At 27.5% G+C, this 15,540-nt stretch carries 13 protein-coding genes; 5 read left to right on the top strand and 8 right to left on the bottom strand.

What is annotated here, in order from left to right; genetic code table 11:
* Positions 1-11: 11 nt before the first annotated feature.
* The 3 genes from gshAB to Q7K47_01555 are packed head-to-tail and all read right to left on the bottom strand — an operon-like array spanning position 12 to position 5,045.
* Entirely contained in the window at positions 12-2,351 is a 2,340-nt protein-coding gene (gene gshAB / locus Q7K47_01565) for a bifunctional glutamate--cysteine ligase GshA/glutathione synthetase GshB (protein ID MDP0505892.1), read from the bottom strand.
* The gene (locus Q7K47_01560) at positions 2,344-3,681 is read right to left on the bottom strand and encodes an MATE family efflux transporter (protein ID MDP0505891.1); all 1,338 of its coding nucleotides are present in this window, start codon (positions 3,679-3,681) and stop codon (positions 2,344-2,346) included. The genes gshAB and Q7K47_01560 overlap by 8 nt, the downstream gene beginning before the upstream one ends.
* Positions 3,678-5,045 carry an MATE family efflux transporter gene (locus Q7K47_01555; protein MDP0505890.1) on the bottom strand — a complete coding sequence of 456 codons (1,368 nt, stop codon included), beginning with the start codon at positions 5,043-5,045 and terminating at the stop codon, positions 3,678-3,680. Before Q7K47_01555 ends, Q7K47_01560 begins: the two co-directional genes overlap by 4 nt.
* A gap of 136 nt (positions 5,046-5,181) precedes the next feature.
* On the opposite strand from Q7K47_01555, the gene Q7K47_01550 reads away from it, so the two are divergent.
* Complete coding sequence (locus Q7K47_01550) at positions 5,182-5,961, top strand: TSUP family transporter (GenBank protein MDP0505889.1); 780 nt, start codon at positions 5,182-5,184, stop codon at positions 5,959-5,961.
* 110 nt (positions 5,962-6,071) lie between these two features.
* Positions 6,072-6,974: a DUF523 domain-containing protein gene (locus Q7K47_01545; protein ID MDP0505888.1), complete on the top strand. Its 903-nt coding sequence runs from the start codon at positions 6,072-6,074 to the stop codon at positions 6,972-6,974.
* 28 nt (positions 6,975-7,002) lie between these two features.
* Here Q7K47_01545 and Q7K47_01540 read toward each other — a convergent pair whose 3' ends face one another.
* Positions 7,003-7,704 carry a hypothetical protein gene (locus Q7K47_01540; GenBank protein MDP0505887.1) on the bottom strand — a complete coding sequence of 234 codons (702 nt, stop codon included), beginning with the start codon at positions 7,702-7,704 and terminating at the stop codon, positions 7,003-7,005.
* 97 nt (positions 7,705-7,801) lie between these two features.
* Positions 7,802-8,152 (bottom strand): helix-turn-helix domain-containing protein, encoded by a 351-nt coding sequence (locus tag Q7K47_01535; protein MDP0505886.1) that lies wholly within the window; start codon positions 8,150-8,152, stop codon positions 7,802-7,804.
* Between the two features lie 145 nt (positions 8,153-8,297).
* On the opposite strand from Q7K47_01535, the gene Q7K47_01530 reads away from it, so the two are divergent.
* The gene (locus tag Q7K47_01530) at positions 8,298-9,020 is read left to right on the top strand and encodes an SDR family oxidoreductase (protein MDP0505885.1); all 723 of its coding nucleotides are present in this window, start codon (positions 8,298-8,300) and stop codon (positions 9,018-9,020) included.
* A 12-nt stretch (positions 9,021-9,032) separates the two neighbouring features.
* On the opposite strand, the gene Q7K47_01525 is transcribed toward Q7K47_01530, so the two are convergent.
* From Q7K47_01525 to nhaC, 3 genes are all read right to left on the bottom strand, one after another.
* Positions 9,033-10,217, bottom strand: a complete 1,185-nt coding sequence (locus Q7K47_01525) for a CaiB/BaiF CoA-transferase family protein (GenBank protein ID MDP0505884.1) — start codon at positions 10,215-10,217, stop codon at positions 9,033-9,035.
* A gap of 87 nt (positions 10,218-10,304) precedes the next feature.
* A complete protein-coding gene (gene iadA / locus Q7K47_01520) occupies positions 10,305-11,456 on the bottom strand; it encodes a beta-aspartyl-peptidase (GenBank protein MDP0505883.1) in 1,152 nt (383 codons plus the stop codon).
* A 7-nt stretch (positions 11,457-11,463) separates the two neighbouring features.
* Complete coding sequence (gene nhaC / locus Q7K47_01515) at positions 11,464-12,915, bottom strand: Na+/H+ antiporter NhaC (GenBank protein MDP0505882.1); 1,452 nt, start codon at positions 12,913-12,915, stop codon at positions 11,464-11,466.
* A gap of 211 nt (positions 12,916-13,126) precedes the next feature.
* Here nhaC and Q7K47_01510 point away from each other — a divergent pair, with 211 nt between their 5' ends.
* Together Q7K47_01510 and Q7K47_01505 are read left to right on the top strand one after the other, a co-directional pair.
* A complete protein-coding gene (locus Q7K47_01510; protein MDP0505881.1) occupies positions 13,127-15,076 on the top strand; it encodes a sigma-54 dependent transcriptional regulator in 1,950 nt (649 codons plus the stop codon).
* Between the two features lie 69 nt (positions 15,077-15,145).
* The gene (locus Q7K47_01505; protein ID MDP0505880.1) at positions 15,146-15,484 is read left to right on the top strand and encodes a zinc ribbon domain-containing protein YjdM; all 339 of its coding nucleotides are present in this window, start codon (positions 15,146-15,148) and stop codon (positions 15,482-15,484) included.
* Positions 15,485-15,540: the final 56 nt, after the last annotated feature.

The following is a 15,540-nucleotide window of genomic DNA, read 5'->3' as shown; positions in this document are numbered from 1 at the left end:
CTCCTAAATATCTAATATCCTAAAACATCTAATATTTTTTCTCCTAAATGTCTATTTTTACCAATAAAAGGATAGCAATGTATATGAATCGCTGGATTAAAGTTAATTTCAATAATACTATAATTATCCTTAGGATTAGGATTTTTTAAATTTTTAATCATCATATCGACACCACAAATTATAGCATTTGCAGATTTTGCAGCGCAAACAGCAATTTCCTTATAAATATCTAAAATGTCATCTGTATAATCAATACTGTCTCCCCCTGTACTAATATTTGAATTTTCTCTTAAATATATCACTTCTCCATCTTTAGGAATATAATCAAAGGTTTTATCTTGTCCTTTTAAAAATAACTCTTCAGCTTCTCCTAAATTAATTTTTTCAAGTGGAGTTTTATAACCTTTTCCTCTTAATGGATTTTTATTTTTTTCTTCAACTAATTTATAAATATTAGATTTTCCATCTCCAGTAATATTGGCAGGAACCCTATGTAATATACCTGCAACTTCATCTCCAATAACAAAAAATCTATATTCTTTTCCAGATATGAATTCTTCAATTAAAATAGAAGAATCTTCTTTAAATGCTAAATCAATAGCTTTTTTATAATCTTCAAATGTATAATTTTCTTTAAATATACTGATACCTAATCCAAAATTTGTAGATTTAGGTTTAATTACAATTGGATGCTTATCATATTTATAAAAATCATTTATAGCAGTTTTTTCATTTGAATAATTAAGACCTTTAGGAACAGCAATATTATTTTTTTCTAAAACCTTTTTAGTTACAACCTTGTTTTCCATAATAAGCATTGTTACATATGAATCTAGGGAGGTTTTTGTAGCTTGCTTTACATATTCTTCATGATTATCTTTATTAAAATAAATAAAGTTTTCTGCTTCATCTAAAATTTCAAATTTAATTCCCCTTTTGATAGCTTCCTTTAATAGTATTTGTGTAGAAAGTTCTAGATTTTCATAGCCCTTTAAAGCAAAACTTTTATTTTTACTTTCAGCTAAATATTTTTTTGCTTGATCAAGATGAAATTCAACATATCCTTTTTTACTAACTTCTTCTAATAATTTATTAACATAAAGAGTTTCAGGATTTTCTATTTTATTTTTTTGAAAATTTAAAATATCTAAATCTTCAGCTGAAAATAAATTAATATCTTTTAAATTAGTCTTAATATCTTCTAATAATTCAAGTGCATAATCAGTTATTTTTATAGGATTATCTTTACAACAATTAATTTCAAGATTAGGATTTCTTCCTTCATTGGCAATTAATTCTTGATTTTTTAAAAATCTCGTATAATCATTTTCATTAAATTCATGATCTTCTTCCTTAAGAACAAAATATTTTATAAGTAAATGTATAAATTTTAAATCTTCTAGATTAATTCCAGTTTGAGAAAAAGGATTAATATCAATTGTTCTAATTTCTAAGTATTCAATGCCGTCCTTCAAAAGAGAATCAAGAATATTATGAGGGTCCTTTGATTTTAATCTTATTGGACTATAATATTCCCTTGCTCCATCTAATATGTTTAATTTTATCAATTCTTTAATATCATTAACATAATTTTCAACTAGATCATGAGAAATGAAAAATTTATCTTTATTTTTATAACCACATTTTCCATTTCTAAAGGAAAGAGTTCCATCGAAATAAAAAGAGTTCTGATTTAATTTTTCCATATTTTCAATGCAAGTTCGCCTATATGATTTATGTACTGTGGAACTAGCTCCTAGAAGATAAATAATAAGCCAACCATATTTAAAAAAGTTCCTAGTTGTTTTAAGATACAGTTCATTTTTAAAATCTTTATAGCTTAATTTAGATTTAGATTTTTTATGTAAAAGCTCTAGAAAATCATTGGAAAAAGAAAAATTATAATGTATCCCTGAAATAAGCTGAATCTTTCTTCCATATTTTTCAGCTAATCCTTTTCTATATTCTTCTGATTTTCTTCCCTCTTCTCCTGAAAATTTAGCAATTGGTATCATATTTTCTTCTGGTATAATACAAGGAATACTTTGAGGCCAAAGATATTCATCCTTAAGACTTGTTGTAACAATATCATTTAAATTTTTTAAAAAATTATATGTTTTATCTAAATTATTAAAAGAGGGTGTTATCATTTCTATTTGACTTTCTGAAAAATCAACAGTTATATAGGGATTAGTTTTTTTATCTCCAAAGTCTTTAGGAAAATCTGTTAATGCAAGATTTCCTAGTAGGTCAGTTCTTAAATTTTCTTTTTCAAGTCCAAAATTTCCTTGATTAAAAAAATCAGATAGGTCGTTATCTCTAATGATGTTTTTAAAATTTATTTTATTCATAAATTCCTCCATTCTTATTTATTAAACTTTTTAATTTAAATGTAAAAGCTGTTGGTGTGATTAATCCCTTAGCTAACATAGATAAACTTATTGCTATCCAAACTCCGTTAATTCCATAAATTGAAGATAAATAATATGCAACTGGAATTCTAGAAGCTGTAAAAATAATACTTACAAAGGAAGGAATGTTTGGAGCTCCAATACCATGGAAAGAAGCGCTTGAAACAATCTCAATACACATAAATATTTGAGTATATCCTAAAATGATTAAATAATTTCTTCCTATTGCAATTGTTTGTGGATCTTTTATAAATATTCTCATTAACATATCTGGGAAGAAAACAAATAAAATAGATGTGAAAAGTCCAAGACAAATGGATAATACGCTTGCTATTTTAAATCCTTTCTTTATTCTAAATAATTGTTTTCCACCAAAATTTTGACCAACAAATGCAGACATGGCACCATAAAGTCCCCAAGCTGTCATGTAGGAAATAGATTCTATTTGAACTCCTATCTTTTGAGCAGCAATTGCTTCAGGTCCAAAACTTGAAACAACTCTTCCAATAACAATACTAATACTTGTAAATATAATACGCTGGATACCACCAGGAATTCCTAATTTAAAAATATTTTTTATCTTATCAATATATATTTTAAAAAGTGAAGATAAGGAAAAATATTTTTTAGAAACTTTAATATAAAGAAGTGTAGTTACTCCTTGAGACAACAAGGTTGCAATAGCAGCTCCTGTAACTTTATAATTTAATATAAATATGAATAAAGGATCTAATATTATATTTAAAACAATTCCAAAAGCGCTTATTTTAAAGGGAAGTTTAGTTTCTCCAAAACTATTTAGAATTCTCATAAAAAGCATATTTTCAAATAAAAATATTAGACTAAATCCTGCAATAACTAAATATTTAATAGCGTCCATTTCAACTTGAACATCATTCAAATTAAAATATTTAATTAATGGACCTCTAAATAAATATAAAAAAATAAAATACATTATAGAAATTACTATATTTATAGTAAAAGCTGAGTTAATATATTCATGTAAATCTTTTTTATTATTAGCTCCTATTGAGTGGGCTGTTTTTATTCCTCCTCCCATAACAATAATAGAATTTATGGAATAACCCATACCAATATAAAAGGATGCTGTTCCTATTGAAGCTACAGCTTTACTTCCTAATTTTCCAATCCAAACCATATCCACAAGTCCATAGGTCATTTGTAAAAAAGATGTTCCTATAATTGGCAAGGCCAAAGAAATAAGAATCTTTAAAATATTACCTTCTGTTAAATTTTTTCCTCTGCTCACTTTTCATCTCCTAATAATAATATTCTTTTTAGAGTATATTCTCCGTAAAAATAAGTTAAAATAACAGCTAACCAATTTACAATAACTATTCCTATCCAAATACCTGTAATTCCCATATTAAAAACCTTGGTAAAAATGTTAAATAGAACAAAAGGCATAATTATTTGTCTAAATGTTCCTATGAAAACAGCCCAATTTGGTTTTTTGATTCCTTGTAATACGCTTAAATATAAGCCAAGTATTATATATGTAGGAAGAGCTAAAATCTCTATTTGTAAATAATGAGTTCCTGCATTTATTACATTAATATCAGATGCAAAGATTCCAATTAAAGAAGAAATAAAGGGATAAATAATTATCCCTCCAAGAGTAATAAAAGTAGTTCCTATTAATAAAGTCTTATTTTTAACTTCAATAACTCTAGAATATATTTTTCCACCAAAATTTTGACCTGAAATTGTAATAGCAGCAGTGTTTAATCCCATTGTAGGAATTAAAGCTAATTGCTCAACTCTCATGGCAGCTCCGTAAGCTGCTATTGTAACAGGACCTGGCATAATTTTCAAGATAAAATAATTAATTACAAATACTCCAAGAGCTGTAGTAGCTGTAGTTAAAGCAGAGGGAATACCTTGTTCTAATAATTCTAAAATTGTTTTAAGTCTTAAATTACATCTTTTAAATAATTCAAATTTAAAAATATGATTTTGATAAAGTCTTTTTCCAAGGTATATTGTTCCTGTCATTTGAACTAAAACAGTGGCAAGAGCTACTCCTATTGTTTCTAGTTTAGGAAGGCCAAACCAACCCATAATAAATAGAGGATCTAATAGGATATTTAAAAAGAATCCAATAATTAAGAAATTTCTATAGGATTTAGTATCTCCATAAGCTACTAAAAGAGCATTTAAAATCGAATTAATTATAAAGAAAATAGAACCTATAAAAATAGTATTTATATAATCTATCCCATAATTTAACTCTGTTCCACTAGCTCCTGAAAATTTGAATAAAAAAGGAACTAAATTCTTTATAGATAAAGCTATAAGTAGACTTGAAACAAAACCTATAACCATGGAATTAAGTGCGAGAGAATGATAAGTTTCTCTATCTTTTCTTCCAAGAGCAATTGAAGCTAAGGCAGTAGTACCATTTCCAATACCAGTGCTTATAGCAATTAAAATAAAATAAATAGGGAAACCAATAGTTATTCCAGCTAGAGCAGCTGTACCTATTTCTTTCCCTGCAAAATAAGTGTCTACAACATTATAAAAAGTATTAAAAATTAATCCTGTACTTGCAGGAATAGCAATATTTTTTATGAGTTTAAAAATTGAATCTTTTGTTAAATTATCAGTTTCCATAAAAATCTCCCTTATAGTTAGTATATAATATCATTATATAACATATTTAAATAAAAGTTATTATTATTTTATATTGTTTTATAGTGTCTTACTATGCTACTATCTTTAATATAATGAAAAAATCAGGGGGAGAATTATGGAGGATATGTTTTTAAGTTTTTCACTGGGAAAATTTTTATTTTTAAGTGTAGCTTGTTTTACGGGAGCTTTTGTTGATGCTATTGCTGGGGGTGGTGGAATTATAACTGTTCCTGCTTATATTTTTACAGGAATGCCTATTCATTTTGCTTTAGGTACTAATAAATTTTCTTCTGTTTTTTTATGTTTAGGTAGTTCTTTAAGATATTTAGTTTCAGGTAAAATTAATATCTCTGTTATAAAATATCCTGCAATAATTTCTTTTTTTGCTTCCTCGTTAGGAGTTTATACAGTTAGTAGAATAGATGATAAATTTTTAGAACCTGTAGTTGTTATTCTTTTGTTCCTTCTAACAGTTTATACTTTTTTAAATAAGAAAATAGGATTTGAAAATACATTTAAAGTTTTAGATAGAAAAACTGAAATTTATGGTTGGCTCGCTACTTTTATAGTTAGTTTTTATATTGGATTCTTTGGACCTGGAGGAGGATCATTTTTATTATTTGCTTATATAAAAATTTATGGATTTGATTTTGTTACAGCTTCAGCTAATACAAAGGTAACTAATTTATTTGCTTGCATTGCAGCTGTTATTGGATTTATAATTTTAGGAAAAGTAGTATATATATACGCTATTCCATTAAGTATAATCATGTTTATTGGAGGTCAAATAGGAGCAAAATTTGCTATAAAAAACGGAGTTAAAGTTGTAAGACCTATTTTTATGGTAGTATGTACAATAACAGTAACTAAATTAATAATTGAAAAATTTTTATAAGAATAAGTATCTAATCTATCTTTTGACATTTAGAAATTAAAGGGGTACACTTGAATTAAGGAAAGTTTTATTTATAATAATTAAATATAGATATAGTTCAAGGAGGAAATATGGATTTTAAATTAAAAGAAAGAATAAATATTGGTATTTCTGCTTGTCAAATTGGTGCTAAAGTTAGATATAATGTTAAAGGTTATGATATGCTTGGATATTTAGAAAGGGAAAAAGCAGATTATATTTGGCATCCTGTATGTCCTGAAGTTATGTCTGGGATGGGAGTTCCAAGGGAACCTATAAGGATTGTTGGAGGAAATGGTTTTGATGTTTTAAATGGACGATCTCAGATAAAAAATAGACATGGAAGAGTTTTAACAGATAAACTTTTAGCTGGATCTAATGCTTGCATAGAAACTCTTAAAAATGGTAATGTAGAAGTATTTATTTATATGGAAGGTAGTCCTAGCTGTGGTGTTTACAGAACTACATTAAAAAATAAAAGATTAGGTCATCCACCTGGATTATTTGGAGCAATGTTATTAGATCAAGAGATATTCTTAATTCCCTCTTCAGATCTTCAAAGCCCAGTAAAATGGTGGGATTCAAGAAGAAGATTGCAAGCTTTTGTATGGCTAAAAAGGCAAAATATAGAAAAACCAAAGGATCTTTATGAAGTTTGGCATATTTTAAAATTTTTATGTCAAGAACTAGATAATGAATGGGCTCGTGATTTTGGACATAAAATAGGAGATTTAACAAATTATGATTTGCAAGTTTTAAAAAAAGAGATTCTTTTTTGTTTAAGAAAACCTTCTTCTTTAGAAAGAATTAAGGGAAGTCTTAAAAAGAACTATTCCTTTTTAAGGAAAAGATTTGATTTATCTTTAGATGCGGATTTTGATGATATTAGAGGTATGAGAAGAATCGCAGAAAAAATGTTACTTTTAGAAAGATTATTAAAACAAGAAGAATATTTATTTGGAACAGCTCCAATAGATTATAAGCCATCAAGATAAAAAGAAGCAAGCAAATGCTCGCTTCTTTTTAAATAGTCTTAACATCTGGATTTTTATCTCCAAATAACTCAACTAATTTTTTCATAATTTCACTTCTATCTTTTCCTAATTTTTCTTGACCTTTTATAAATTTATATGTTTTAAATAAAGTAGAAGGTCCTATTTCTGATGAAAAATATCCAATCCCTTGATTCCAAGCAAATAAAGAGAAAAGTTCATCTAATTCTTCTGTTTTAAGACCAATTGAATAAGCTTTTATAAGTTCTCTAGTAGCTTGTCTATATCTTCCTGCTCCAACTGCATTTGCTAAAGAAAGTAATAATTTTGTTTTTAAATCAATGGCAGGATTTTCTTTCTCCCAAATAAATTCCCAGAAATTAACAACTGTATCAGCTAATCTACTATCAACTTCTTTATAATTAAGTATTGAAGTTGGTTTAAAAGGCATGTCTCCACTCTTTTGACTCATTTCTTTTTTAGATATTCTAAAAAAATATGTTTTGTATTCTGTTTCATTAATTTTTTCAGTATAATATTCATATCCTAAATCTTCGTAAGCTTTATACAAAGGTTTTGGCTCAAAGGACTGAATTACAATTATTCCTTCTCCTACTTCTTTTTCTTTTCCTTTATTTAACATACCAGTTAAAAAGTTACCACTTGCTTTTCTTACATCTATAACCTCAAAACTATCTGCTTTGTTCATCCATACAATTTTCTCATTTTTCATAATATCAACCATCCTTATAATTAATGTTATTTCTTTTTCTTTACAATATAATTATAAGACATTTTTTATTAGTTATCTGTTGCTTATGCAACAATTTTTAATCTTTACATTGAGGATTTAAAATTTCAAACCTCTCATCTTTATTTTCATAGCCCCATTCACACATTAATTCTAGTATTTTATATAAAGATTTTCCTTTTTCAGTAGCTGAATATTCTACTCTAGGTGGAACCTCTGCAAATACTTGTCTATTTATTAAGCCATCTTTTTCAAGTTCTCTAAGTTGATTTGTTAAAGTTCTAGGAGAAGTTTTTCCAATAAATCTATGTAGAGCATTAAATCTCTCACTTCCATTTTCTATTAAATGATAAAGAATTAAGCCTTTCCACTTTCCTCCTATCATATGTAATGTAACTTCTATTTCATAGCCTATTTTTATCTTTTCCATAACCCTCCTAATTTTAATAATACTAACATTTTTTTCAGTAACTAACATAAATACCGTACTTGTTTTTAGTAAAGTAACTTGTTATTATTTACATAATGATTTAAAGAATTATAGCATTAAAAAATATAAGTGTAAAGGAGATAAAATGAAAAAATTAGTTATAATTACAGGAGCAAGTAGTGGTTTTGGTAGAGAAATGGCATATTTATTTAATAAAGCTGGCTATCCTTTATTATTAATAGGAAGAAGAACTGAAATTATGGAAGGTTATAATTTATCTAATACTTTAGTTAAAAAAGTAGATGTTACAGATTATAAAGAATTTGAAAAAGCAGTGAGAGAAGCAGAGGGAAGATATGGAAAGGCAGATCTATTAGTAAATAACGCAGGAATAATGTTACTTGGAAATATAAAAAAACAAGATCCTTTAGAATGGCAAAGTATGTTAAATGTTAATGTAATGGGAGTTTTAAATGGAATGAAGATAGTTTTAGAAGATATGACTAAAAGAAATGAAGGTACTATTATAAACATATCTTCAATAGCTGGAATTAAACCATTTCCAAATCACGCTGCTTACTGCGCTTCAAAATATGGAGTATCAGCTTTAAGTGAAACAATTAGAGGAGAAGTTGCAAATACAAATGTACGTATAATGACAGTAGAACCTGGAGCAGCTGAAACAGAATTATTATCTCATACAACAGACTCTGAAATTATAGATGGATATAACCAGTGGAAAGAAACTATGGGTGGAAAATCTATGGATCCTAAACATGTTGCTAAGTCAGTTAAGTTTATGTATGAAATGCCTCAAGAAGTAAATATTAGAGAATTAGTCATTGCCCCAACTAAACAAGATGCATAAAAAAAGATGAGATTATATAATCTCATCTTTTAATAACTTTTTAATTTCATCTTCACTATATCCAAGTTTTACTAAAACTTCCTTTGTATGATATCCTAAAGGATATCCACCTTCATAGTATTTAACAGGACATTCAGATAATTTTATAGGAGAACCCATTTGTTTTATTTTTAGTTTTTCAGTATTTGGAACCTTTACCTCAACAACCATTTCACGAGCTTTTATTTGTTCATCATCTATTAAAGCTTCTTTCATATTTAAAACAGGTTCAACACATACATCTTTTCCTTTAAATATATCCATCCATTCATTAAGAGTTTTTTCTTTTAATCTATTTTTTATAATTTCTTTTATTTCAGAGACATTCTCAGGCATAACTGTAAGTTCTATTAGATTTGTTAAATTAATACATTCACAAAAATTCTTCCAGAATTTAGGTTCAAGAGATCCAACACTTAAGTACCTATTGTCCTTTGTTTCATAGAAATCATACATACTTCCACCATTAAGTCTAGTTTCTTCCCTTTTAGATTCTACTCCAGTTGCGAGAAAGCTCGCTCCTTCCATTGCATGGAAAGGGATTAATCCATCAAACATGGCAACATCAATATATTGACCTTTTCCTGTAGTATTTCTATAATTAACTGCTGCAAGAATACCTACAACAGAGTGAAGAGAACCAACTCCAATATCAGCTATTTGCATATTTGTTAAAACAGGTCCAGTGGATTTTCTTCCTGAATATGACATATTTCCACTTCTAGCAAGATAATTGATATCATGCCCTGCATTATTTTTCATAGGTCCTGTTTGCCCGTAACCAGTAAGAGAACAATAAATAAGTCTTGGATTAATGCTTTTTAAAGTTTCATAATCAAGTCCTAATCTTTTCATAACTCCAGGTCTAAATTGTTCAACTACAATATCATAATCCTCAACTAATTTTTTAACTATATTTATTCCCTCTTCTGATTTTAGATTTAAAAACATATTTTTTTTATTTCTTCCAAGCCAAGCTTGATTTGCAGATAATCTACTATCTTCTATAAATGGAGGATAGTTTGCTACAATATCTCCCTTAGTAGGAGAACTTATTTTTAAAACTTCAGCTCCTAAATCTGCAAGCATTAAAGTTGCATAGGGTCCAGGTAATAATGTTGAAAAATCTAGTATTTTTAATCCAGTTAAAGCTCCCATGTTTCCACTTCCTTTCAAAAAATTAAATATACTTTATTATAGCACTAAAGTGGAGTAAATTCATCTGTTTAAGTTAAATTTATTATTTTATTTCTCATATGTTCCTTTAACAAGGATTTCTTTATCTTCCATCATTATTCTTCCGTTACTTATAACCCCGTCAAGTTCTAAATGTTCATCTAATATAACTAAATCTGCAAAATAATCTTCTTTAATATATCCTCTTTTATTAGAAATACCAAGAGCATCTGCAACATTAGAAGTACCAAATTTAAGAGCTTGGTCTAAAGAAAATATATCTTCCTTTGCTAATTCAATAATCTTTTCCAAAACGACATTACATTTAGCAGCTCCAATTTCTATCATTTTTCCAGAGCTATCATAATTAGACCAACTTCCATTTCCATCAGAAGTTAAAGTTACCTTAGATAAATCTCCTTTGTTTTCTATTAAAATTTTAAAAAGTTCAGTTACTTTCATAATATTTCCTCTATCATCAGCAGTTATATCTATGTAACCTCCCATTTTATTAAATTCAATACAGTCATAGAATAATTCTTTTTTTCTTCCAACATGAGTAGGTCTAAAATGATTAATAGGAATATCAGTATCCTTAAGTACTTCAAATATTGGTTTTATAGATCTAGCTCCGTTTCCCATATGTAAAGTTACATAACCTGCTTTTCCAGAAAGCATTCCTCCAACTCTTGCTTCTGAAGCAAGTCTAGCTAACTCGCTATTTGTTACTATTGATGATCTATGATCAGAAAGAGCTAGTTTTATACCAATAATTTCATCTATAAATACTATATCTTTTTTTACATTTCCAGTAAGACTAGGAGATGGAAATTCATATCCCCCTGTTAAGCAATATGCATTAATCCCCTCTTCTTTAAGAGCTTTAGTTTTAGCAACTAAATTTTCAACACTTCTAGTAAGACAATCTGTTCCAAGTAATCCAACAACAGTAGTAACTCCACCTTTTATTAGATCAGAAAGATTAACTTCAGGAACTCTAGTTTTAAAGCTTCCTTCTCCTCCACCACCAATAACATGAATATGTTGATCCATTATACCAGGAACTAACCTTTTTCCTGTACCGTCAATTATTTTTAAATCTTTTAAAGCGTAAGATATATTCTCTTCAATCTCTACAATCTTATCATTACATATTAATACATCCTTTTCCCCTATATTCTCAGGAGAGTAAACTTGAATATTTTTTATAAGTATAAACATTCTCTACTTATTCCTCCTCTTTAATATTTAATTTTTCCATAAATGCTGTCTTTTCTTCTAAAGATAATTTAGCAATTCCAAATCCAGTGAAAGCTAGTATAATAGCTACGATTATTCCTAAATAATTTAATATAGCCCAAGGTGCATATTCAAAAGTTGAAACACCTAATGTTGCTGTCATATAAGCACCTGCAGCAGACCAAGGAACTAATGGAACTAAAACTGTTCCTGAATCTTCTAATGTTCTTGATAAGTTTTTAGGATGTAACCCTCTTCTTATATAAGTGTCTTGGAATAATTCTCCTGGAATAAGTATTGTTAAATAAGAACTTCCTGTAACAAAAGCCATTGTGAAACAAGATAATATAGTAGAAGTAATAATACCTGCAGTAGTCTTTACTCTAGAAAGAATTTCTCCTAGAACAACATCAAGCATTCCTGATACACTAATAATTCCAGCAAATCCCATAGCACAGAATACTAAAACAGTAGTTCCAGTAACTGATACAACTCCACCTCTATTTATTAATCTAATAACATCTGGCATAACTGTTCCTTCAAAGCCTGTCATATTAATATTAAATCCTTTTACTAAAGATGTCAATCCATTTTTTAAAGTAAATCCTTGAATTAAAACACCTAAGACAATTGAAAATATACTTGTTCCTAGCATAGTAGGGATTGAAGGCCATTTTCTAACAGAACCAATTATAATTAATAAAACCGGAAGAATTAAAATAATATTCCAGTTAAACATACTATCTAACTGTGTTAATAACATTGTAACTTTTTCAGGAGTTGCTACTTGTCCAGTTGCGTTAAGTCCTGCAAATAAATATATAACTATTGATATTAATGCTGCTGGAATTGTTGTATAAAGCATATGTTTTATATGTTCGTATAATTCACTTCCTGCTGCAATTGGTGCTAAGTTAGTAGTATCTGAAAGAGGAGAAATTTTATCTCCAAAATATGCTCCAGCAACAATAGCTCCTGCTGTTGCAGGTAAAGAAACACCAAGTCCACCTGCTATTCCCATTAAAGCAACACCTATAGTTCCTGCACTTCCCCAAGAAGTTCCAGTAACTGTTGAAACTATTGCAGTTATTAAAAATGCAGTTACTAATAAGAATTTAGGATTAACTATTTGTACTCCGTAATATATTATCATTGGAACTGTTCCTGAAAACATCCAAGCACCAATTAAAAATCCTACACTCCATAATATTAATGTTGCAGGCATTGCCTTTGCAATTTTTTGAATAATTGCTTCTTGCATTTCTTCCCAATTGTATCCAAGTCTTAAAGCTAAGACTCCTGCTACAAAACTAGATAAAATAAGAATAGGTTCTGTTCTAAATCTTAAATATCCATAACCTATAGACAAGGCAAAAATCATAAATAAAATAGGGAATAATCCCTCCATCAGCGTGGGTTTTCTTTTTAACGTGTTTTTCATAAATATCTCTCCTTTATAAATTTTATTTGATTACTTATAAAGCAATTTTTATGCCAAACTTATTTTTTCCTTTATTAGAACAAAATCACGATAAATAAACTAATATAATACACATGAGGGATGTAAACTTCATTTAAAAAATAATATATTTTTCCTTTATTTATGTTATACTAATATAACACCTAAACAAATCCAAAGAAGAGGGGAAGATATGAAGATTATAACTTTAATAGCAGGTACGTATGTAACTAAAACTAATTTATTAAAACAACTTAAGGAATTTTTATTTGAAGATGTCATTATCAATGGATATTCATTGGATGAGTTAGGAGAAAATGAAATTCAGGGAGATTTGATATTGTTTTCAAGTAATTCTGCCCTTGAAAAAGTAAAAAAAAGAAAAATAAGTTTTCCTTTAGATAAATTTATTGTAGCTAAGAGAACAATAAATTATAACAATATAGATATTTTGTTCAATATTAAGTACAAAGAGGAGGTTCTTTTTGTAAATGATTCCAAAGCTTCTACCTATGAAGCTCTTTCTTCACTAAAAGACATAGGTGTAAAACATTTAAAGTTTATTCCATATTATCCTGAAAAGCCAGGAATAATAGATAAGTTTAAGATTGCTATTACCCCTGGAGAAGTGGACAAGGTACCTCCATTTGTTGAAAAAATATATGATATTGGTTCTAGGCTTATTGAAACAGAAACATTGATGTTAATTTTAAATGAATTGGACTTACTTTCTTTAAATACCAACAGAATTTCAAATAAATTTTTAAATAAAATAGTTAAATTAAATGAAGAAAAATATAAAAATTTAAATAAAGAAAAAGAAAAATTAGATAGTCTATATAATCTAATAGAAACTTTAGGAAAAAATTATGTACTATTTTATAAGGACAAATTCAAGGATTTTTCATTGGAAAATGATATTATTAAAGATATGAACCTAGAAATAAAATATAAAGAGTCAGAAAAACATCTTAAACAAAAAGATATAATGGAATTTTTAAAAGAAAAAAATGATTTAGTTAAAATTATTTTAATGGAAAATAATAAATTTATATTAGAAAAAAGTAAATTTCAAGATTTCACATATATAAATATAAAAAGAGAAAAAAAGGGATCTGAAAGTAATTTTAAAGGAAAATATCTTTTAAAAGATATAATAGGAGAATCACAAAAGATAAGAGAACTAAAAAATAAAATAGAAAAACTAGCTAAAACTGAAATGACTGTTTTATTAGAAGGGGAGACAGGAACAGGAAAAGAACTATTTGCTTCAGCTATCCATAATTCTTCTCCTAGAAAAAATAAACCCTTCATCCCTATTAATTTTAGTTCATTGAATGAGACTATTATAGAAAGTGAACTTTTTGGTTATGAGAAGGGAGCTTTTACAGGGGCAAGTACTAGTGGTAAGAAAGGATTTTTTGAACTTGCTGAGGGAGGAACAATATTTCTTGATGAAATAGGAGATATTAGTCCTAAAATCCAATCAAGATTACTTAGAGTATTAGAAGAAAAGGAAGTTGTTAGACTAGGGGGAGAAAAAATAATCCCCATAGATATTAGGATTATTGCAGCTACTAATAAGGATATATATCAAATGTGCCAAGAAAACAAATTTAGGAAAGATTTATATTATAGATTAAGAAATGGTTATTTGAGAATCCCCCCTCTAAGAGAAAGAAAAGAAGATATAGAAACTATTATAGAGGATTTTTTAATGAAAAATGCCTATGAAAATTATATAATATCCAAGGAAGCAATGAACTTTTTAAAAAATTATATATGGGAAGGAAATGTAAGAGAGCTACTTAATACTATTTCTTATGCTATAGTATTAAGTGAGTATAATACTATAACTTTAGAAACTCTACTTAAAAATGATTTTCTAAGAGATAAGATAAAAGCTAAGGAAAAAATAAAATTAAAGAAAATTAATAAAAAACAAATAAAAAAAGATATTATATATATAATAAAAGAAGCTTATGAAAATAATTATTCTATAGGAAGAATTAAGATTTTTAAAAAGCTTTCAAAGACCTATGATATAAGTGAATACAGAGTCAGAAAATTAATAGAAGAACTAAAAGAAGAGGGGAAAATAAAGCAGGGTATTAAAAGTCAGGGAATAATATGTATTAATTAATAAATTGACAAAGGATAAAAAACATAGTACAATGTGCAGGAATATATCAAATTATTATTAGGAGGCTTAATGAAAACAATACCAAATTGTCCAGAATGTGGATCTGATTACACTTATGAAGACGGAGCTTTATTTGTTTGCCCAGAATGTGCTTATGAGTGGTCTGAAAATAGTATTAAAGAAGAAGCGGAAGAAAAAGTATATAAAGATGCAAATGGAAATATATTAATTGACGGAGATACTGTAACTGTTATCAAAGATTTAAAAATTGGTGGTGGTTCTGGAGTTATCAAAAGAGGAACTAAAGTAAAAAATATAAGACTTATTGATGGAGATCATGATATTGATTGTAAAGTTCCTGGTTTTGGACCAATGCAATTAAAAACATCTGTTGTTAAAAAAGGTTAATATGAAAAGGCATTTATATGCCTTTTTTATTTGGATAATTTTTGATTTAAAAATTC

The sequence above is a fragment of the Fusobacterium sp. JB019 genome (assembly GCA_030673965.1).
Classification (GTDB): domain Bacteria; phylum Fusobacteriota; class Fusobacteriia; order Fusobacteriales; family Fusobacteriaceae; genus Fusobacterium_B.
The sequence above is the reverse complement of the archived record's forward strand: the minus strand, read 5'-3'. Positions and strand labels throughout refer to the sequence as shown.

Bases quoted from the DNA above. Each gene is read 5' to 3' on its own strand.
- Q7K47_01505 (MDP0505880.1), top strand. From the start codon at position 15,146: ATGAAAACAATACCAAATTGTCCAGAATGTGGATCTGATTACACTTAT.
- Q7K47_01535 (MDP0505886.1), bottom strand. From the start codon at position 8,152: ATGGAAAAGATAAAAATAGGCTATGAAATAGAAGTTACATTACATATG.
- Q7K47_01525 (MDP0505884.1), bottom strand. From the start codon at position 10,217: ATGGGAGCTTTAACTGGATTAAAAATACTAGATTTTTCAACATTATTA.
- Q7K47_01540 (MDP0505887.1), bottom strand. From the start codon at position 7,704: ATGAAAAATGAGAAAATTGTATGGATGAACAAAGCAGATAGTTTTGAG.
- Q7K47_01510 (MDP0505881.1), top strand. From the start codon at position 13,127: ATGAAGATTATAACTTTAATAGCAGGTACGTATGTAACTAAAACTAAT.
- gshAB (MDP0505892.1), bottom strand. From the start codon at position 2,351: ATGAATAAAATAAATTTTAAAAACATCATTAGAGATAACGACCTATCT.
- Q7K47_01555 (MDP0505890.1), bottom strand. From the start codon at position 5,045: ATGGAAACTGATAATTTAACAAAAGATTCAATTTTTAAACTCATAAAA.
- iadA (MDP0505883.1), bottom strand. From the start codon at position 11,456: ATGTTTATACTTATAAAAAATATTCAAGTTTACTCTCCTGAGAATATA.
- Q7K47_01550 (MDP0505889.1), top strand. From the start codon at position 5,182: ATGGAGGATATGTTTTTAAGTTTTTCACTGGGAAAATTTTTATTTTTA.
- nhaC (MDP0505882.1), bottom strand. From the start codon at position 12,915: ATGAAAAACACGTTAAAAAGAAAACCCACGCTGATGGAGGGATTATTC.
- Q7K47_01530 (MDP0505885.1), top strand. From the start codon at position 8,298: ATGAAAAAATTAGTTATAATTACAGGAGCAAGTAGTGGTTTTGGTAGA.
- Q7K47_01545 (MDP0505888.1), top strand. From the start codon at position 6,072: ATGGATTTTAAATTAAAAGAAAGAATAAATATTGGTATTTCTGCTTGT.